At 30.8% G+C, this 21,642-nt stretch carries 18 protein-coding genes; 7 read left to right on the top strand and 11 right to left on the bottom strand.

Annotated elements, in window-relative coordinates; all coding sequences use genetic code 11:
• The first annotated feature begins 214 nt into the window (after positions 1–214).
• The 4 genes from HGB55_RS10130 (at position 215) to cydB (ending at position 5,308) form a co-directional block, all read left to right on the top strand.
• Positions 215–1,537: a DUF4270 family protein gene (locus HGB55_RS10130; RefSeq protein ID WP_168816780.1), complete on the top strand. Its 1,323-nt coding sequence runs from the start codon at positions 215–217 to the stop codon at positions 1,535–1,537.
• A gap of 5 nt (positions 1,538–1,542) precedes the next feature.
• Positions 1,543–2,793: an OmpP1/FadL family transporter gene (locus HGB55_RS10125; protein ID WP_168816779.1), complete on the top strand. Its 1,251-nt coding sequence runs from the start codon at positions 1,543–1,545 to the stop codon at positions 2,791–2,793.
• A 102-nt stretch (positions 2,794–2,895) separates the two neighbouring features.
• The gene (locus HGB55_RS10120; RefSeq protein ID WP_168816778.1) at positions 2,896–4,230 is read left to right on the top strand and encodes a cytochrome ubiquinol oxidase subunit I; all 1,335 of its coding nucleotides are present in this window, start codon (positions 2,896–2,898) and stop codon (positions 4,228–4,230) included.
• A gap of 1 nt (position 4,231) precedes the next feature.
• Positions 4,232–5,308, top strand: coding sequence for a cytochrome d ubiquinol oxidase subunit II (gene cydB, locus HGB55_RS10115; protein WP_168816777.1), 1,077 nt, complete (start codon positions 4,232–4,234; stop codon positions 5,306–5,308).
• Between the two features lie 68 nt (positions 5,309–5,376).
• Here the strand turns inward: cydB and HGB55_RS10110 are convergent, their stop codons facing one another.
• The 5 genes from HGB55_RS10110 to HGB55_RS10090 are packed head-to-tail and all read right to left on the bottom strand — an operon-like array spanning position 5,377 to position 8,607.
• Positions 5,377–6,192 (bottom strand): YgcG family protein, encoded by an 816-nt coding sequence (locus HGB55_RS10110; protein WP_247649202.1) that lies wholly within the window; start codon positions 6,190–6,192, stop codon positions 5,377–5,379.
• 7 nt (positions 6,193–6,199) lie between these two features.
• Positions 6,200–6,637: a TPM domain-containing protein gene (locus HGB55_RS10105; RefSeq protein WP_168816775.1), complete on the bottom strand. Its 438-nt coding sequence runs from the start codon at positions 6,635–6,637 to the stop codon at positions 6,200–6,202.
• Positions 6,637–7,245, bottom strand: coding sequence for a LemA family protein (locus HGB55_RS10100; protein WP_168816774.1), 609 nt, complete (start codon positions 7,243–7,245; stop codon positions 6,637–6,639). Before HGB55_RS10100 ends, HGB55_RS10105 begins: the two co-directional genes overlap by 1 nt.
• A 58-nt stretch (positions 7,246–7,303) precedes the next feature.
• A complete protein-coding gene (locus HGB55_RS10095; RefSeq protein ID WP_168816773.1) occupies positions 7,304–7,636 on the bottom strand; it encodes a MerR family transcriptional regulator in 333 nt (110 codons plus the stop codon).
• Positions 7,636–8,607: a M23 family metallopeptidase gene (locus tag HGB55_RS10090; protein ID WP_168816772.1), complete on the bottom strand. Its 972-nt coding sequence runs from the start codon at positions 8,605–8,607 to the stop codon at positions 7,636–7,638. The genes HGB55_RS10095 and HGB55_RS10090 overlap by 1 nt, the downstream gene beginning before the upstream one ends.
• 221 nt (positions 8,608–8,828) lie before the next feature.
• Here HGB55_RS10090 and alaS point away from each other — a divergent pair, with 221 nt between their 5' ends.
• Both alaS and HGB55_RS10080 read left to right on the top strand, forming a co-directional pair.
• On the top strand, positions 8,829–11,441 hold the full coding sequence (alaS, locus tag HGB55_RS10085) for an alanine--tRNA ligase (protein WP_168816771.1): 2,613 nt from the start codon (positions 8,829–8,831) through the stop codon (positions 11,439–11,441).
• A 71-nt stretch (positions 11,442–11,512) separates the two neighbouring features.
• Positions 11,513–12,457, top strand: coding sequence for a GSCFA domain-containing protein (locus HGB55_RS10080; RefSeq protein WP_168816770.1), 945 nt, complete (start codon positions 11,513–11,515; stop codon positions 12,455–12,457).
• An 83-nt stretch (positions 12,458–12,540) separates the two neighbouring features.
• Here HGB55_RS10080 and HGB55_RS10075 read toward each other — a convergent pair whose 3' ends face one another.
• The 6 genes from HGB55_RS10075 to HGB55_RS10050 form a co-directional block, all read right to left on the bottom strand.
• Positions 12,541–13,935 carry an efflux transporter outer membrane subunit gene (locus HGB55_RS10075; RefSeq protein ID WP_168816769.1) on the bottom strand — a complete coding sequence of 465 codons (1,395 nt, stop codon included), beginning with the start codon at positions 13,933–13,935 and terminating at the stop codon, positions 12,541–12,543.
• A 10-nt stretch (positions 13,936–13,945) separates the two neighbouring features.
• Positions 13,946–17,089, bottom strand: coding sequence for an efflux RND transporter permease subunit (locus HGB55_RS10070; protein WP_168816768.1), 3,144 nt, complete (start codon positions 17,087–17,089; stop codon positions 13,946–13,948).
• A 34-nt stretch (positions 17,090–17,123) separates the two neighbouring features.
• Entirely contained in the window at positions 17,124–18,212 is a 1,089-nt protein-coding gene (locus HGB55_RS10065; protein ID WP_168816767.1) for an efflux RND transporter periplasmic adaptor subunit, read from the bottom strand.
• 22 nt (positions 18,213–18,234) lie between these two features.
• A complete protein-coding gene (locus tag HGB55_RS10060; RefSeq protein ID WP_168816766.1) occupies positions 18,235–18,723 on the bottom strand; it encodes a GbsR/MarR family transcriptional regulator in 489 nt (162 codons plus the stop codon).
• A gap of 141 nt (positions 18,724–18,864) precedes the next feature.
• Positions 18,865–20,139: an amidohydrolase gene (locus tag HGB55_RS10055; RefSeq protein WP_168816765.1), complete on the bottom strand. Its 1,275-nt coding sequence runs from the start codon at positions 20,137–20,139 to the stop codon at positions 18,865–18,867.
• A 168-nt stretch (positions 20,140–20,307) separates the two neighbouring features.
• Positions 20,308–20,619 carry a rhodanese-like domain-containing protein gene (locus HGB55_RS10050; protein ID WP_168816764.1) on the bottom strand — a complete coding sequence of 104 codons (312 nt, stop codon included), beginning with the start codon at positions 20,617–20,619 and terminating at the stop codon, positions 20,308–20,310.
• A gap of 211 nt (positions 20,620–20,830) precedes the next feature.
• Here HGB55_RS10050 and HGB55_RS10045 point away from each other — a divergent pair, with 211 nt between their 5' ends.
• Positions 20,831–21,601, top strand: coding sequence for a M48 family metalloprotease (locus HGB55_RS10045; RefSeq protein ID WP_168816763.1), 771 nt, complete (start codon positions 20,831–20,833; stop codon positions 21,599–21,601).
• The last annotated feature ends 41 nt before the right edge of the window (positions 21,602–21,642 follow it).

Here is a 21,642-nt window from a genome sequence, read left to right as displayed (position 1 = left end):
TAAATTATTTAGTTATATACTGAACCAAACCATAAAATAGACGAACTCCACACTTTCATCTACTTATTCTTATTTATCCTCTACAAAACACAAAATATGCTGATTATTAGCGTTTTAACATTTTATTAACTGTTTTATCGATACAATTCTCTGTTTCATCTATTTTATTATTCTTAGCTACTCCATTAAAATACCTTTACCCATAAAAACACCCATGAGAGACTATCTTACCATACTAATTTTAATATTTACATTTTTAATTTCTTGTGATGATGATTCTAAAATTTACTCAGTAGGAGAAGATTTTGTAGATCTAAATACACGTATTGTACAAATTGATACTTTATCATTAAAACCATCAACCATTATATTAGATTCATTAATAACTTCAAACACAGGTAGATTATTAATTGGCGCATCACAAGATAATGTGTTTGGAAAAGTTACATCTCAAAGTTATTTTGAAACATCAATTTCTAACTTTGAAATTAATGATGATGCTGTTTATGATTCTATTGCGCTAATCTTACATTATGACCATTATTACTATGGAGATACTACCCAAGTACAAACGTACAAAGTTCATGAAATCACAGAAACTTTTGAACCTAATAATAATGATGATGATAATTTTTATAATACCTCTAAATTAAAATTTAGTGATGAAATTTTGGGTGAATTATCATTTACACCTCATCCTATTAAAAAGGATTCTATTTATATACTCTTAAACAATTCATTAGGAGAAAAATTATTCAATGGGATTCTTAATAATGACATTAACAATTTTGATGACCTAACCCAAATATTTAAAGGTGTTACAATTATTCCTGACAAGAATAGTAATACTATGCTAGGTTTTAACTATAGTAGTTCTAGTACACCACAATCAAATTCAGTAATAAGAATGTACTATACAGTAGAAGATGAAGATGATGAAGATAATGATTACTATAAAGATCTTTTTATATCTAGTTCATCTCAACAATTTAATCAGATAACAAGCGACAAAACGAATACTTTATTAAGTGCTATTACTGATGATGAATACATACTTCCTTCATCCAAAACAAATAATGTTTCATATATACAATCAGGTACAGGCATAGGTATGCGTATTAATATTCCTTCTATTAAAAATGTAAGTGCTCTTGAAGGTAACGGAACCTCTTTATATGCCTCTTTAAAAATGTACCCTTTAAAAGAAAGCTATAATGATAGAATATCGTTAGTTGATTCGCTGGTGGTTTATGTGGTAGATCATAAAAATAGAATAATTGAGCAACTTAGTGGATTTGATGGGAGTGTTGTATATGCCACACTAACTTCTAATAATGATGAATTTAACGAAAATTGTTACTATACTACTGATATTAGCTTATTTACTGAAGAAATTTTAGCAAATACTTATAATGATGATTATGCTTTATTATTTCTATTATCCGATTACAACAAATCAATTAATAGTGTTTTAGTTCATGATTCACATAGTTCAGAAACTAAAATGAAACTTTCATTAACCTATATGTTATACTAATTTTTATGAATCTTAAACTATTTATTTTAACTCTTTTTTCTTTTAGCACCTTGGTTATAAATGCTCAAAGCGATTCAAGTTCTCCATACTCACTATATGGATTGGGAATGGAAAATTCAAATTACTTTGGTGGATTTACGGCATTAGGAAATACAGGAATCGGATATAGATCATCCTCTAATATAAATAAATCTAACCCAGCTTCGTTATCTTCAACTTCAACACAATCCTTTTTATATGAATTTGGGTTAAACAGTACCTTTTCAAACAAAAAGGATAAGAGTACAACCCAACATGAGTCCGATTTCAATTTTACTCACCTTGCAATGGCTTTTGCTCTTAAAAATAATTGGGGTTTAAGCTTTGGTCTTCTTCCATATACTAAAGTAAATTATGAAATTGATATTGTAAAACCTATTGAAGGTAATACTAACTACTATTTAACAAACATTATAGGTGCCGGAGGTATAAATCAAGTTTTTTTTAGTAGTGGTATTAAAGTAGTTGAAAATCTTTCTTTTGGTGTAGAAATAGCTGCCTTGTTTGGCTCAATTACTCAAAAACAATGGATATATGTTGGAAACACTACATCCTATATAAAAAAATCTGATAATTTCTTTGGTCTTGGGTTAAATGCCGGTATACAATATACTATTAAAAACATAGTAGGTACTGAGACTACTATTGGAGCTACTATTAACATGCCTACTACCTTAAATGGAAAGAATCATGATTTTGAGGGTTACAAAACTATGGAAGGTACACAAATTTCTATATATGATAATTCGGATGATGATTTAAATGATTTTGATTTACCCTTAAAACTGGGAATTGGTATTTCATCTAAAATCAATGCTAATTTTTTAGTAAATATGGATTACAGAAAAAATTATTGGAGTGAAACAGACCAAACTAGTAGTAATAATAGTTTTAATAATCAAACAATTTATGGAATAGGTGTTGAATATAAATTATCTTCAGATTTAAATAATTATTGGAATAGAGCAAAATATCGTGCAGGATTTAATTACAATACTGGCTATTTGAAAATTACAGACGAAGAAATCAATAATTACAACTTTTCAATAGGAGTTGGTTTACCTATTTCTAAAGATGGTGTATCAAATGTTAACATAAACTATTCTTATGGAAAAGAAGGAACTATAAAAAAACAACTAGTTGAAGATAAATACCATAAATTATCTATAAACTTAAGTTTGTTAGGACATTGGTTTCAAAAGCAAAAAATATTTTAATCTCTAAATAATTTTTATGTTATATATCTCACATAAAGTAATTAAATAAGTCGTAATTTTGATATCAACTAATACTATTCTTAGTAACAAACTTATTGCTTTATGGAGGATGCTTTACTATATGATAGGCTACAATTTGCTTTTACAATTACCTATCATTACCTATTTCCCCAACTTACAATGGGGTTATCACTCATTATTGTTATTTTTAAAGGATTACACCTAAAAACTAACAAAGAGCTTTATAATAAAGCTGCCAAATTCTGGGCAAAAATATTTGCTGTGAATTTTGGTATGGGTGTTGTTACTGGTATTCCGATGGAATTCCAGTTTGGAACCAACTGGGCTCAATTTTCTGAGCTAACAGGTAACATTATTGGACAAACCTTAGCTATGGAAGGGATGTTTTCATTCTTTTTAGAATCATCTTTTTTAGGTTTATTTTTATTTGGAGAAAAACTACTTGGTAAAAAACTGCATTTTTTAGCTGCATTTTTAGTTTTTTTAGGCTCATGGGCAAGTGGATATTTAATTATTGCTACACATTCGTGGATGCAAAATCCTGTTGGATACGAAATTTTAGCTAATGGAAAATTTGTATTGAATAATTTTACAGATTTATTCGGAAACCCATGGTTATTACCTTCTTTCTTCCATAACCAAATGGCTTCATTAGTTACTACTTCTTTTGTAATTGGTGGTACCGGAGCCTACTATTTATTAAACCATAAACATAAAGAATACGCTCATTTATTTTTAAAAACCGCTATCATAACCGGTTTAATTTCAACGCTTTCAGTTGCATTTCCAACAGGTGATTTATTAGCTAAACAAGTAGCAACCAAACAACCTGTAACTTTAGCTGCTATGGAAGGTTTATTCGAATCTGAAGAAGGTGCACCTTTGGTATTAATTGGGCAACCAAATATGAACGAAAAACGCTTGGATAATAAAATTGAAGTGCCAAAAGCGTTAAGTTTTTTAACCTACCAAAGATGGAATGCTGAAATAAAAGGATTAAATGAATTTCCTGAAGAAATTTGGCCTACAAATATTCCGGGTTTATATTATTCATATCACATAATGGTTGGACTTGGCACTGTTTTTATAGGAATTATGATACTTGGCATTTGGTTTTTATGGAAAAAGAAACTTGAAAAATATCGCTGGTTTTTATGGATATTGCTATTTGCAATTCCATTTCCTTACATTGCGAATACTGCAGGTTGGTATACTTCCGAATTAGGAAGGCAACCATATTTAGTCTATGGTCTTTTAAAAACTGTTGACGGAATTTCAGAAAGTGTATCGGCCGGAAATACATTGTTTACACTATTAGGTTTTATAGGTTTATATCTAGTTTTAGGATTTATAATGCTGATATTGGTAGGTAAAATGGTTTATAATGGACCAGAGTCTAAACTAAAAACTCATTAATATGGAATTAACATGGTATATTATTTTGTGCTTTATGCTAGTAATGTATATTGTACTTGATGGTTTTGACTTTGGTGCCGGCATTATTCATTTATTTTTTGCAAAGACCGAAGAAGAAAAAAAACAAGTAATGAGAGCTATTGGCCCTTTTTGGGATGGAAATGAAGTGTGGTTAATTGCTGCAGGAGGCGTTTTATTTGCGGCTTTTCCAACATTATATGCTTCAGCTTTTAGTGGTTTTTACTTACCGCTTATTATGATACTTTGGTTTTTTATTTTTAGAGCTTTAGGAATTGAATTTACATACTTAATCAACCATGAACTTTGGATAAAACCTTGGCAAAAAGGCTTTGGAATTTCAAGTTTACTATTATCATTATTTTTTGGAGTTGCCTTTGGAAATATTATTAGAGGTGTAAATTTAGGTGGCGTTGAAGATGGTTTAACCCAATTTAACAATCATTATTCCTTTTTTACACCATTATGGGATGAAAGTTTTTCACCTTTTGCCGAACGTCCTGGAGTTATAGATTGGTTTACTATAACAATTGGTTTAGTTGCAGTTCTAACACTAACTATTCATGGCGCTTATTGGATTATCTTAAAAACCGAAGGAGATTTTGTAGAAAAATTAAAATCTAAAATTCTGCCTCTTTGGATAGTTCTTGTTATTTGTATAACAATTTCACTTATAGCTTTTGTGGCGTTAAAATCGTTTAACCATGAAATTTTTTCCCAACATCCTTCTATGTATTTGTTACCATTTATAGCTTTTTTAAGTTTATTGGGCATGCTCTTTGCCAAAAACAGCAACAAAACTTGGTTAGGATTCACAAGTTCAACCATATTTATAATAAGTGGTATTGGTAGTGCTGTAGCAAGTTTATTTCCTGTAATAATACCTAGTACAAATTCTATTGTAGATCATTTAACAATCTATAATACATCAGCTGAAACTTACGGATTAGAAGTTGGTATAATTTGGTGGGTTATTGCTTTTGCTTTGGTGTTGGTGTACTTTATCTTTGTTCATACAGTTTATAAAGGTAAACTAACCGAAAAACACGATCATCATTAACAGATTTTATAATAAAATTAAATACCACCTTTTTAGGTGGTATTTTTATTCAAATAAATATTAATATGTTACCAACTTCCACCGGCTCCACCTCCACTAAAACCGCCTCCGCCAAAACCACCTCCAAAGCCTCCACTTCCGAAGCCTCCACTTGAGCCACCTCCAAAACCTCCACCACCAAAACCGCCTCTTCCGGCACGACTTAAAATTATTGCTTCTAAAATTGAAGCTGCTGTTGAATCATCTCTATATCTTCTATTATTACCTCCACCGCCTTTATCTTTCTTTGAAAAAACGATCATTAAAATAATAAAGATGATAAAAATAATGACAAAAACAGGGATTCCTTCACTATCATTTTGACTTTGTGCAGGTTGATTATTTTTATAGGTTCCGTTTAAAACTTCAAAAATAGCATCAGTTCCTTTATCTAATCCGGCATAATAATCACCATTTCTAAATTCAGGAATAATCACATTTCTTGTAATAGTTCCAACAATTCCTGCAGTTAATTTATGCTCAACACCATAACCTGGTGAAATCCATATTTCTCTTTCTTTATTAGCTAATAAAATAAAAACACCATTATCTTCCTTTGCTTGTCCAATACCCCAATCATGTGCCCATTTTGGTGTTAATGTACCTATATATTCACCATTAATAGTTTCAACTATAGCAACTACTATTTGTGTTGAAGTAGAATCGGAATATTTTAACAATTTTTGTTTTAATGCGGCTTCTTCACTTGATGATAATATTTTAGCATAATCATAAACACTGGTTTGTACTTTAGGTTTTTCCGGTATGGTAAACTGTGCAAAAGCTACTTGTACCAACAGTATTGCTATAAAAAAGGCTATGTACTTTTTATATAATGTATGCATATAAAATTTATCCTTTTGAAATTTCATCCGATAATTCATTCGTATCATTAGATTGGTATGGAAAAAATTCTTTTAATTTATTTCCTATTTCAGCTATTGCCAATTCCAATCCTTTTGTTGTTTCTCCTTTTGAAAAATGCGTAAGAACTATATCTTTTTCAGTATCCCAAAAATTCTCAGGTACTTTTTCATTAATACCTTTATCTCCTAAAATAGCGAACTTTTTACTTTCAACAGCAATATATAACAACACTCCGTTTCTTAAGGCTGTTTCATCCATTTTTAAAAAATAAAAAACCTCCAAAGCTCTTTCCATTGGAGGTTTTTTAGTACTTTTTTCTATATGAACACGAACTTCTCCTGAAGTATCTTTTTCAGCTTTTTGTATCGCTTCAATTATAGTTTTTTCTTCAGAAGCTGTTAAAAAATCTTCAACTTTAGACATTATTCTTTTTTACCAAAATCAAATTCTACATCAGGTGCTTTTTCAGCTCCGGCTTCAGCATCAAAATAAGGTTTATCATCAAAATTAAAAATTCCTGCTAAAATTGAATTAGGGAATATTTTTATATGATTATTATATGGTTTAATTGCTTCATTGAAACGTGTACGAGCAGTTAAAATTTGATTTTCAGTACTTGCCAATTCATCTTGTAATTTTAAAAAGTTTTGATTGGCTTTTAAATCCGGATAACGCTCTACAGTTACTAATAAACTTTTTAAAGCTCCACTTAAACCACCTTGCACCTGATTGAATTGTGCTAACTGTTCCGGAGTAATATTAGTAGGATCAATATTCATTGATGTTGCTTTAGCTCTAGCCTCAATTACTGAAGTAAGAGTTTCTTTTTCAAAATCTGCAGCTCCTTGTACCGTTTTTACTAAATTACCAATTAAATCGTTTCTGCGTTGGTAAGCTGTTTGAACATTTCCCCAGCTTTCCGAAACATTTTCATTTAATTTAACTGCCGTATTGTTAAAATTTACTGCCCAATTATATCCTGCAATTGCAATTACTGCTAAAATTATTATAGGTATTAACCACTTTTTCATTTTTTTGTTTTTATGTTTATAATTTGATTAATTGATTGTTACTAAAATACAGTAAATTTTACGAAATTTGACTTTTAATTTTAAGAAGTTCTTCTTTAATAGTTTCTAACCTGCTTATTATATCGTAATTTTTTTTAACATTTTTAGGACTTTCTTTCATTTTAGATTTGGCTCCTTCTAATGTATATCCTTTCTCTTTAACTAAATGATAAATTAATTTTAAATTTTTTATATCTTCTTGTGTAAAAAGTCTATTGCCTTTTTTATTTTTCTTAGGTTGTAAAACATCAAACTCTTTTTCCCAAAAACGAATATGAGAAGTATTTACACCAAAAGCTTTAGCAACTTCTCCAATTTTATAATATCTTTTTTCGGGTAGGTCTATAAACATTAGTCAAGAGATTGCCCTTCAATTTCAGCAGCTTTTTGCATAGCTTCAAATTCTTCAGGTGATAAATTACCGTAGTAAAAGTTAATAGGATTTATTTTTACACCATTTTTAATAATTTCATAATGTAAATGTGGTGCTTGAGATCGTCCTGTATTACCAACAAACCCAATTAAATCTCCTCTTTTCACTTTTTGTCCCGGTCTAACATTGTAGTTACTTAAATGTGCATACAAAGAAATATATCCAAAACCATGATCAATTCTAATGTGTTTACCATAACCTGCAGCAGCTTGGTCAGCCCTATCAACAACACCGTCTCCAGATGCATACACAGGTGTGCCTCTTGGCGCTGTAAAATCCATTCCCCAATGTTTTTTTCTTGCTTTTGTAAACGGATCAGTTCTCCAACCATAACCTGAAGCCATACGCGTTAAGTCTTCATTTTTTACCGGCTGTATTGCAGGAATTGCCGCCAATAATTTTTCTTTATCTGCAGCAAGTTTTACTATTTCATCTAACGATTTTGACTGAATGTACAATTGCTTGGATAGTATATCCATATTTTTTGTTACATCAATAATCATTTCTGAATTATCAAAACCTTCAAGAGCCTTATATCTGTTTACGCCACCAAAACCTGCTTTTCTTTGCTCTTCCGGAATAGGATTAACCTCAAAATACAAACGATAGATGTTATTATCTCTATCCTGAATTTCTTTTAAAATACTTTCTAATTGAGTAATTTTTTTACTGTGTAGTTCTTCATTTAATTTTACAAATTCAAGCTCTCTTTTTAATTCTTTCTCTTTTGGAGATTCAAAAAAAGGTATTAAAACAACAAATCCTAAAATCATAAAAATACAAGCAGCAACAATTGTCAGCAAAAGATTTCTTAGTTTTTCACCTCTTTTAGGTTTTATCTTTTGGTACGACAATGTCTCTGAATCATAATAATATTTTACCTTCGCCATTCTGTATAATTTATATTATTTTTGCACCATAAAACGTCATTTTATTCGCTAATATTGTGATGTACAAGCAACAAAATTACGAAATGTTTTATAATTTAGATAAAACGTATATTATTTAGCATATAATTAACAAATGAAACAGCCTTAAAAAAATAAAAATGCAATCTAAAAAATACATCAGGCTTATTACATTTGACATAAAAAATATTAAGAAACAATAAATGAAATCACAACAAATTCGTCAGCAATTTTTAGATTTTTTTACATCAAAAAAACACGCAATCGTACCATCATCTCCAATGGTCTTAAAAAATGACCCTACTTTAATGTTTACCAATGCAGGAATGGTACCTTTTAAAGAGTATTTTTTAGGTCAAAAAAATGCTGCCGATAAACGTGTTGCCGATACTCAAAAATGTTTACGCGTTTCCGGGAAACATAATGATTTAGAAGAAGTTGGTAAAGACACTTACCATCATACAATGTTTGAAATGTTGGGGAATTGGAGCTTTGGTGATTATTTTAAAAAAGAAGCTATTTCTTGGGCTTGGGAATTGCTGGTTGATGTTTATAAAATTGATAAAGAAAGCTTATATGTAACTGTTTTTGAAGGTGCTGAAGATGATGGTTTAGATTATGATAAAGACGCTTTTGAATTTTGGAAACAACACATTAGTAAAGACCGAATATTGACCGGAAATAAAAAAGATAATTTTTGGGAAATGGGCGCTCAAGGACCTTGTGGACCATGTTCAGAAATTCATGTTGATATTAGATCTGCTGAAGAGAAAGCAAAAATACCAGGTAAAAGCTTAGTTAATAAAGATCATCCACAAGTGGTAGAGATTTGGAATTTGGTTTTTATGGAATTTAACCGTAAAGCCGATGGTTCTTTAGAAAAACTACCAGCTCAACACGTTGATACAGGTATGGGATTTGAACGCTTGTGTATGGTGTTACAAAACAAACAATCTAATTACGATACCGATGTTTTTACACCATTAATAAGAGAAGTTGAAGCTATCGCAAATAGTGAATATGGTAAAAATAAAGAGACTGATATTGCCATTCGTGTAATTGCAGATCATGTACGTGCCGTTGCTTTTGCCATTGCCGATGGTCAATTACCTTCAAATAACGGTGCAGGTTATGTTATCCGTCGTATTTTAAGAAGAGCTATTCGATACGGATTTACTTTCCTTAATAAAAAAGAACCTTTTATTTATAAATTGGTTAGCACTTTAAGTAAACAAATGGGAGACTATTTCCCTGAATTGAAAGTACAAAAGCAACTGGTAACTAACGTAATTAAAGAAGAAGAACTTTCGTTTTTACGCACCTTAGAACAAGGACTTATTTTACTTGATGGTATTATAAAAAACACGAAAGGAGCTGAAGTTTCAGGTAAAAAAGCATTTGAATTATACGACACTTATGGTTTTCCAATAGATTTAACTGCTTTAATTCTGTCAGAAAAAGGTATGACACTAAATGAAGTTGAATTTTCTGCTGAATTAGAAAAACAAAAAAATCGTTCAAGAGCCGCTGCTGTAGTTGAGACTGATGATTGGGTTATTTTAAATGAAGATGACGAAGAAGAGTTTATTGGCTATGATACGCTTGAAGCAAATGTAAAAATTATACGATACAGAAAAGTATCTTCTAAAAAAGAAGGAGATTTATATCAATTAGTTTTTAACATGACTCCTTTTTATGCTGAAGGTGGCGGACAAGTTGGTGATAAAGGTTATATTGAAGCACCTAACGGAAATGTTATTTACATTGTTAATACAAAAAAGGAAAACAATTTAATAATTCATTTTGCTGAGAATTTACCTAAAGACCCAACTCAAACTTTTAGAGTTGTTGTAGATGAAAAACAACGTTTTAGAACCGCTTGCAATCATTCTGCAACACATCTTTTACATCAAGCTTTGAGAGAGGTTTTAGGAACTCATGTAGAGCAAAAAGGTTCGGCAGTACATTCAAAAAATTTACGTTTTGATTTTTCTCATTATGCTAAATTAACTGTTGATGAGCTTCGTGAGGTTGAAGATTTTGTAAATGCGCGTATTGAAAGTAAAATTCCACTGCAAGAATACAGAAACATACCAATGGAAACAGCTTTAAATAAAGGCGCAATGGCTTTATTTGGCGAAAAATATGGCGATACGGTTCGTGCTATTCAATTTGGAAATTCAATAGAACTTTGTGGTGGTACTCATGTGCAAAATACAGGAGATATCTGGCACTTTAAAATTGTATCGGAAAGTGCAATTGCTGCAGGTATTAGACGTATTGAAGCCATTACCGGTGATGCAACCAAAGATTTCTATTTTGAAACCAACAGAGCCTATTATGAAATAAAAGATTTACTTAAAAACGCTCAAAATCCGCAAAAAGCAATTATTGATTTACAAGAAGAGAATGTAACACTTAAAAAACAAGTTGAAGCACTTTTAAAAGAAAAAGCTAAAAACTTAAAAGGAAGCTTAATTAACGAAGTTGAAAGCATTAACGGCGTTAACTTTTTAACTAAAAAACTGGATTTAGACCAAAATAGCATTAAAGATTTATGTTTTGATTTAGGCAATGCTATTGATAACCTATTTTTATTAATAGGAACTGAATCTGAAGGTAAAGCCTTATTAACGTGTTATATTTCTAAAAATTTAGTTGAAGAAAAACAATTAAATGCAGGACAAGTAGTTCGTGAGCTTGGAAAATTAATTCACGGTGGTGGAGGCGGACAATCTTTTTATGCTACCGCAGGCGGTAAAAACCCGGAAGGAATTGAACAAGCTTTAAAAGAAAGTAAGAGATATATTGTTTAATTATTAAAACAGTTAAACGCATAAAAACCGTCATGCTGAACTTGTTTCAGCATGACGAAAATTGTCTATATATGAATTTCAGAACCAATATACAACTTCAAAAAGAACGTAATTTAATAGATTACAATTCAAAAATAGTATTAATTGGTTCTTGTTTTTCTGAAAATATCAGCAATAAATTACGATATTTTAAATTCAATACATTTAGCAATCCGTTTGGCATTTTATACAATCCAAAAGCCATAGAAAACGTAATTACCAATGCTATAAATCAAAAAATATATACTGAGAAAGATATTTTTCAGCTAAATGAACGTTGGCATTGCTTTGAGGCACATTCCGATTTAAGTAATACAAACAAAACTGTATTACTAAACAATTTAAATACTGCGATTAACCTAACAAACAAACAATTAAAAAATTCAACTCACCTTATAATTACTTTAGGAACTGCTTGGGTGCACCGATTTATTGAAACAGACACCTTTGTTGGTAACTGCCATAAAGTTCCTCAAAAAAAGTTTTTAAAAGAGTTGCTTTCAGTTAAAAAAGTTATTGAAAGTTTAGAAAATTTAATCGAACTTATTAAAAGTATAAACCCAACTATTAACATTATTTTTACGGTAAGTCCTGTTAGACATCTAAAAGATGGTTTTGTTGAAAATACACAAAGTAAAGCGCATTTAATTTCAGCAATTCATCAAGTTAAAGATAAAAGAAATCAGGTTTACTACTTTCCTTCGTATGAAATTATGATGGATGATTTACGTGATTATCGTTTTTATAATAACGATATGGTTCACCCAAATGAAACGGCTGTAACTTATATTTGGGAACAATTTCAACACGTTTGGTTAAATGAAAATACAACTTCAATTATGAAAGAAGTTGATACTATTCAAAAAGGATTGGCGCACAAACCTTTCAATCCAAATTCTGAACAACATCAACTATTTTTAGCAAATTTACATCAAAAAATAACTGTACTTGAAAAACAATTCGGTATTCATTTTTAAGAATGTAAAACAAAAAAGAAGAGGGAATTACATACGTAATTTCCCCCTCTCAACATCAATCAACTATGATTTTTTAGTATACTTTAATAACCGCCACCCAATGAACGATATAATGTTATTATAGCATTCATTTGGTTGTATTTGTTAGTAATATATCCTAATTCAGTATTTAGTGCATTGTCCTTAGCTGTTAAAACTTCCAAATAATTCACCATTCCGTATTGTAATAACTCATCAGAATAATCAGCAGCCTGTGTTAAAACATCTAACTGATTTTTTCTTATCGATAATTTTTCGGTTTCATTTTTATAATCTGCCAATGCATCTGAAACTTCTTTTCCTGCCAACAACAATGTTTGCTTAAATTCTAAATATGCTTTTTGTTGATTTGCCTGAGCAATTTCATAATTGGTTTTAACTCTTCTTTGATTAAAAATAGGTTGTGTTAAACCGGTTAAAATTGATGAAAAAAGCGAGTTTGCATCAAACCAATCATCTAATTCAATACTTTGAAAACCTCCGGAAGCGTTTACATATAATGAAGGGTAAAAGTTACTTCGGGCAACATTGGTTAACTCAAAATTTCTTCTAAAATTAAGCTCTGCAGCTACAACATCTGGTCTGTTACTTAATAATAAAGCAGGTACACCCACTTCTACATCTGCATTAATTTCTTGAGCATCAAAAGTACTTCTTTCAATAATTCCGGGTGTTCTACTTAGTAAAATACTTAACACATTCTCTACAACTTTTACATTATATTTTAAATCTTTCAATATAATTTCGGTTGCATATTTTTGTGCTTCTGTTTGTTTTACCGATACTTCAGTAACAATTCCTGCTGTTTTTAAAGCTTTAATAGTTTCTACACTTTCAACTCTGTTAATCAATGTTTTTTCTGCAACTTTCACTTGAGCATCCAAAGCCAATAATTGATAATAAGTTGAAGCAATATTTGCAACTATTTCAGTTTGAATTGCTTGCTGAGCGGCAACTGTTTGTAAATATTTTGCAACTGAAGCTCTTTTAGAACTTCTAATTTTTCCCCAAATATCGGCTTCCCAAGATATTTTTGAAGTAAAATCAAATTGATCTATAGATCCACTAAAAAAATCGCCATACAAACTATTTTTTTGATAATATTGACGCGTAACCGAAGCGTTTCCATTTATTGAAGGAAAGTAGCCTAACTTACCTTGCTTCATATTTTCTTCGGCAGCAATTAAATTTTGAAGGGCAATTTTCACATCATAATTATTGGTTAAACCTTCTTTAATATATTGTTGTAACAAAGAATCGGTAAATAATTTATCCCAAGAAATTGAGGCTAATGATGTACTATCTAATGCTTGTTCTGTTCTGTATAAATTATCTGTTTCAACTTCCGGGCTTTTATAGTCTTTCGCTACAAAGCACGATTGCAGTAATACACTTGCAATTAAAACAATAACTAATTTTGATATATTTTGTTTTCTCATTTCTATATTTTTATAAAATTTCAGGATCGTCTTCACTTGGTTTTTTCCCTATATATTCCTGTATACTTTGGAAGATTACAAACAATACCGGAATTACTAAAACTCCTAACAATGTCCCAATTAACATACCTCCTGCTGCACCTGTACCAATAGATTTGTTACCTACAGCACCAACACCTCCTGCTAACGCTAAAGGAAGCATCCCAAAAATAAAGGCAAATGAAGTCATTATAATAGGACGTAAACGAGCTTTCGCTCCTTGTATAGCTGATTCGTATAAAGATAATCCGTGACGCCTTCGCTGTAAAGCAAATTCAACAATCAAAATGGCGTTTTTAGCTAATAAACCTATTAACATAATTAATGTAATTTGGAAATAAATATTATTTTCTAATCCTGCCATATTTATAAAAGCAATGGCTCCAGCGACTCCCACAGGTAAAGAGAATAATACTGAAAGAGGCAATACATAACTTTCATACTGTGCTGCTAATAAGAAATAAACAAATATTAAACTTAATACAAATACCCAAGTTGATTGTCCTCCAGAAATTATTTCTTCACGTGTCATCCCTGAGAATTCATATTTATAGTTTGTAGGTAAATGCTCTGCTGCTACTTCTTCAATAGCTTTAATTGCATCTCCTGTACTATAACCCGGATTTGATTTACCCGTAATGTTAATCGATTTTAATAAATTATACCGTGATACAAACTCCGGTCCATAAACTCTTTTTAAACTTACAAACTGACTAATAGCAACCGATTCATTATTCGCATTTCTAACAAAAACACTATTTAATGTTTCCGGAGTTTCTCTATCTTCTGGTTTTGCCTGAATCATTACACGATATTGTTTCCCAAATCGGTTAAAATCTGTAGTGTATAAACCTCCATAATAACCTTGAAGCGTATTAAATATTTCGCCTACTGTAATACCAGCATCTTTAATTTTTTCCACATTAATATCTAATTGATATTGTGGAAAATTAGGATTAAAACTGGTCATTGCATACTGTATTTCTGGTCTTGAATTTAAGTGCTTAAGGAAATTCCCCGAAACAGCACTCATATCAATCCAACTATCTTCTCCTTTATCCTGCAATTTTAACTCAAAACCATCTGATGAACCAAACCCTTGCACACTTGGAGGGCTAAAAAACAGCAATTTTGCATCCTTAATTTGTGCCGTTTTACCAAAAAGCTGACCAATTACTGCTTGCACAGACTGATTATCTTCTTTTCTTTGATCCCAATCTTTTAGTTTAATAACCGAAAAAGCATATGAGCCACCATTAACTCCATTTAACAAACTAAATCCAACAATATTCATTCTAGCTTCAATAATATCCATAGAAGCTAAAATAGAATCATATTTATTTACCACTTTTTGAGTTTGCTCTATAGTTGATCCTGGCGTTAAAGAAATATCACTAAATATAATTCCTCTATCTTCGGCTGGTATAAATCCAGTTGGAGTATTCTTAAAAAAGTATAATCCAATACTTGAAACTAATACTATTAATAATACTGCTAACCATTTTCTATTCAAAAATGTTTTTAAAATATTGGTGTATTTTTGATGCATAATTTCAAATCCAGTATTGAAAGCTGTGAAAAACCGTTTTTGAAGTCCTTCTTTTTTATGTTTAGAATCATGTTGAGGTTTTAAAAATAATGCACATAAAGCAGGACTTAAGGTTAATGCATTTACCGCTGAAATAACAATAGCAATAGCTAATGTTATTGCAAACTGTTGGTAAAAAATACCCGATGAACCTTTAATAAATGTTACAGGTATAAATACTGCCGACATTACCAGTGTAATAGAAATAATAGCTCCAGTAATCTCACTCATTGCTGAAACTGTAGCTTCTTTTGATGATTTTGCACCTTGATCTAGTTTTGCATGCACAGCTTCAACTACTACAATTGCATCATCAACCACAATACCAATCGCCAAAATTATAGCAAAAAGGGTTAGCATATTAATGGAATACCCAAACAATTGCATAAAGAAAAATGTACCGATAATAGCTACAGGTACTGCTATAAGTGGAATTAATGTTGATCGTAAATCTTGAAGAAAAATAAATACAACAATAAACACTAAGATAAATGCTTCTATAATAGTTGAAATTACTTTAGCTATTGATGCATCTAAAAATGATTTTACGTTATATGGAATTATATAATCTATTCCTTTTGGAAAGTCAACTTTTGACTGTTCCATAATTTTTTCTATTTCAGTAATTATATCTCGTGCATTTGATCCTGAAGTTTGAAAAATACTCACAGCAACACCTGGTTTTCCCATCCCCATGTTTTTTGCACCATAATTAAAAGCACCAAGTTCTACTGTTGCAACATCTTTTAATCTTAAAAAAGATCCTTTACCCGTTGATTTTATAATGATATTTTCATACTCTGAAACTTTTGACAAACGCCCTTTGTATTTAATTGTATATTCATAAATACCATTAGCATTTTCGCCAAATTTACCTGGAGCAACTTCAATATTTTGTTCTCTTAATGCAGCCTGAATATCTGAAGGTATAATATTATACATTGCCATTTTTTCAGGATTAATCCATATACGCATGGAATAATCTTTTGCTCCAAAAACATTTACCTGACCAACTCCTTTTACTCTTTGTAACTTAGGTACTAAGTTTATTTTAGCATAATTTTCAACAAAAGTTTCATCGTAATCTTTATTGTTTGAATACAATGAGAAAAACATTAAAGCACTTGTTTGACTTTTAATGGTAGAAACTCCTGTTTGTACCACAACTGAAGGCAGCTTACTTGTAGCTCTCGAAACACGATTTTGAACATTTACAGCTGCAATATCTGGATTTATCCCTTGCTCAAAATACACATTAATACTTGCTCTACCGTCGTTACTGGCTGTTGAAGTCATATAGGTCATTCCTTCTACACCATTTATTTCTTCTTCAAGAGGAATAATAACACTATTTAGTACAGTTTCTGCATTAGCTCCTGTATAATCTGCGCTTACCTGAACGGTTGGAGGTGCAATTTCAGGATATTGTTCTATAGGTAAGGACATTAATCCTAATACACCTAAAATTGTTATTATAATAGAAATTACCGTTGATAGTACGGGTCTTTCAATAAATTTTTTTATCATAATCAAAAATTATTGGATTATTTATTATTTTATTTTAAAGTGATTTAGGAGATATTTCTTGTCCATCAACTAATTTTGAAACACCTTCAACAACAACCGATTCTCCTTCTTCTATTCCACTTGAAATTATATAGTCTAAATCCTTTGTTCCAACTACCTCAACAACTTTTTCAGTTACCTTATTACCTTCACCTACAACAAATAAATGATATTTACCTTGTCTATCAAATACAGCAATCTGAGGAATTAAAATAACCTCATTTTGAACGAAAGGAATTCTAATGATACCACTACCTCCACTTCTTAAAACACCTTCCGGGTTTGGAAAAACAGCTCTACACTCGGTACTTCCTGTCCTTTGGTTTATTAAACCGCTGATAGTTTCTATTTTACCTTTATACTCATATATAGAATTATCAATTAAAACAAGGGAAACTTCCGGTATTTTATTAATTTTTTCTTTCATGGTTTGCCCTGCAAATGTTCTGCTAAAATCTAAAAGTTCTTTCTCATTCATTGAAAAATACGCTCTAACCATTTTTGTGTCAGATACTGTGGTTAAAGGCTCTACAATAGCACTACTCACAAGGCTTCCTTCTCTATATGGAAGACTTCCTATAACACCATTAACAGGACTCGTAATATTTGCATAATTAATATTAGCTACTATACTACTATAATTACTTTTAGCTTGAGCTAAATTAGCTTTAGCTGTTTCTAATTGTACTTTACTTATTATATTTCTCTCTACCAATGGTATTAAACGATCAACCTCTACTTGAGCTACATTAATTCTGGCTTTTGCAGCAGCAGCATCTTGACTTAGCGATTGCGTTTCTAACTTAAAAAGTAATTGGCCTTTTTTTACCGGTTGCCCTTCATCAACGTATATTTTTTGAATAAATCCACTTACTTTTGGTCTAATTTCAACATTTTGCTGCCCTTCTAAATTTGCAGAATATTCCTGATTTACAACAGCATCTTGTTTTTTAACAGTTTGTACAGCTAAAGGCATTGGTCCCATTGCTGCTTTTTGAGCTGGTTCATTATTTTTACAACTTGCAAAAACAATAACCGACAAGGCTACAATAGCATATTTAAATGTAATTTTATTAGTTTTCATTATTTGTCATTATTTATAATCGTTAGTATATTTTTTTTAATTCGGCTAAATGGCTTATCATTTTATTAATAAACTCTATGTACTGCTGGTTAAATTCTAGTCCTAAATTATTCTCATTATATTTTTTATTAAATTTTATAATCTTTTGCTTATAATCTTGTACTTTTTGATGATTACTTTTTTCTTTTTCCCATAAATCAATTTTTTCTTCTAACCTTGAAATAACATGGTTAGGTGATATTGTGAAATGTCTCTTTCTATCTCCACATCTTGTATAATATGTAATTCTCTCCATAGACTGAAGTAAATGTAAATTTGTAGAAATTGAACTTTTACTTGCTTCTAATTTTTCTACGAGCTCTTCAAAAGTTGCTCCCTCTATACCACTTAATATTAAATAAACAGCAATTCTTGCAGCTAAAGGTGGTAAATTATCACTGCTCTCAAAATGTACCCCAAGCTCTTCTACCAATGCTAATTTTTCTTTTATTAAATCTTCTTCAGAAATCATTACAAAAATTTTGACAAAAAAAGTTTTTAGTTCGGAATAAAACGAACTAAAAAAATGTTAAATTTTTATTAAATCTGATGACCCCTTAACGTTAAAAAAGCCCACATAATGTGGGCTTGGTGTATTTTACAGATGTTTTTCTTAACTACCAGTATAATCCAATACCAAATTAACAAAAGATTTAACCCCTAATTTTAGACCACTTTCATCAATATAAAAATCTGGTGTGTGATGTGAAGCAGCGTCTTCTTTCTTAACATCTAAAGGCTTTCCTCCTAAAAAGAAATAAAATCCAGGAATTTCTTTTTGAAAATAAGAAAAATCTTCAGCACCAGTAACCGCATTTATTAAGTGAACATTATTTTTACCTGCAGCTTTTTGTAATGAAGGCAACATTTTATTCACTAAATCCACATCATTATAAGTTATTGGCAACCCTCCTTCTATAGTAATCTCTGCCTTTGCACCATAAGCTTCTGCAATAGCAGGCACCCTTCTTAACATTTCTTCATTCAACTTTATTTTCATAGCTTCATCTAATGTTCTAATAGTTCCTATCATTTCAACCTCTTCAGGTATAATATTATTTCGCACACCTCCTCTAATTAAACCAACAGAAATAACAGCGGCTTCTTTAGTTAATTCGGTGTCTCTACTTATTATAGTTTGTAACCCATTAATTATTTGGGCTGAAACCACAATTGGATCTACTCCTCCCCAAGGTCTTGATCCATGCGTTTGTTTCCCTTTAACTTTAATTACAAAACGTTGAGCCGCAGCCATTGTACCTGCAGGTTTGTACTCAATTATACCAACATCAGTTCCAGAACTTATATGCAATCCGAAAATGGCTTCAACCTCAGGATTTTTTAGCACTCCTTCTTCAACCATCATTTTAGCTCCTCCATTTTCTCCCGGTGGTGGACCTTCTTCTGCAGGTTGAAAAATAAATTTGACAGTCCCTTTTATATCTTTTTTCATTTTAGAAAGAACTTCTACTGTTCCCATTAATATAGCTATATGTGTGTCGTGACCGCAAGCGTGCATTACACCAGTTTCAATACCATTATAATTACTTTTGACTTTTGATGCGAAAGGTACATCAACTCTTTCAGTTACTGGCAAACCATCAATATCAGCCCTTAGAGCAATTACCGGTCCCGGTTTTCCTCCTTTTAATATTCCTACAACTCCAGTATATGCTATTCCTGTTTGAACCTCTAAGCCCGATTTCTTTAAAAAATCAGCTATTTTTTCAGAAGTTTTAAACTCTCTGTTAGACAATTCTGGATTTTCATGAAAATACCTTCTCCATTCTATTACTTGAGGTTCTACATCAGATATAAGAAGATCAATATCTTGAGAGTAAGCTTTGAGTCCAATAAAAACAAGAAAAAATAAAAACATTTTATTCATAATATATATTTTTAGTAAAAATATAAAAACATTCCTTTTTACATGTAAAATAGTCATAATTTTTACATAAACACTAAATTATTTATTTATTAATAAGTATTTTATTAAATATATGTTAATAAAAAAGGGGAGCAAATGCTCCCCTTTTTTTATATTTTTTACCAATAATTAATTCACAAACTTAGCAACGTTTTGCCAAGGTCCGCCATTAATAACATCAATACCGTGTTGCTTTAAAAATGAAGTTGCTTGCCCACTTCTGGCTCCACTTCTACATACGGCAATTATTTTCTTATTCATTGCTTTAATCTGATTAACTTTTTGTGGAATTGTATCTAAAACAATGTTTTTAGAACCATTTACATGACCACTTTTAAATTCCTCAACTGTTCTAACATCTATTACAACTGCACCCTCTTTTAAATAATCCTCAATAGATGCCCCACTGTTTCCTCCTCCAAATAAACCGAAAAAACTCATTTTAAATTATTTTTAAATTTGGCGCAAATATAAGTGATAATATACGAATATCAGTAACTCTGGTTACTAATTATTCTTTTTTAACCAATGAAAAAGAACTATTTATGCCTAAACAACATTGAAAAATACCAACCTTTTATCTTTTTTTTAAAATTTTTCATTTGATATACAAATAATTAACTTTGTATATTTACAAAAAAATCAACTAAAAATGAGAAAAAGAAATACAAAAATCAACCTTTTAATAGGAGTAGCTATTGTTTTGTTTACGCTATTTAAATACTATTCAAATAGTGAAGTTAATGAATATACAGGTAAAAAACAGCATATATCCATGACTTCAGATGAAGAAATTGCTATTGGATTACAAAGCGCTCCAGAAATGGCACAACAACATGGCGGATTATATCCTGATCAAAACTACCAGAAATTTGTAGACCAAGTTGGTCAAAAATTGGTGAATAGCAGCGTAGCCAATCAAACTCCATATAAATACGACTTTCATTTGCTTAGAGATCCTGAAACAATTAATGCTTTTGCATTACCTGGCGGACAAATATTTATAACTTACGCTTTATTTTCAAGATTAGAAAATGAAGATCAATTAGCCGGAGTTTTAGGGCATGAAATAGGACACGTTGTTGGACGGCATTCTGCAGAAAGAATGGCAAAACAAGGATTGACTCAAGGTATTTTAAGTGGTGTTGCTGTTGGGTTTGATCCCAGCACTGCTGCCGGAGCTGCTGCAATTGCAAATGTTATAAATATGAGTTATGGAAGAGATGATGAATTGGAAAGTGATGAATTGGGTGTTAGATTCATGATTGATGCCGGATATAATCCAATCGAGTTGATTGGCGTTATGGAAATACTTAAAGAGGCTGCAGGACCTAACAGAACTCCTGAAAGAATGAGCACACACCCTGATCCTGAAAATAGAATTGAGAAAATTAAAGAAGCAATAGAAAAATATCAAAAATAAAATTAAGGCTGAATTAAAATTCAACCTTAATTATTTATTTA

It is taken from the genome of Lutibacter sp. B1 (assembly GCF_012524075.1).
GTDB lineage: Bacteria > Bacteroidota > Bacteroidia > Flavobacteriales > Flavobacteriaceae > Lutibacter.
This window is presented reverse-complemented; position numbering and strand designations above follow the sequence as displayed.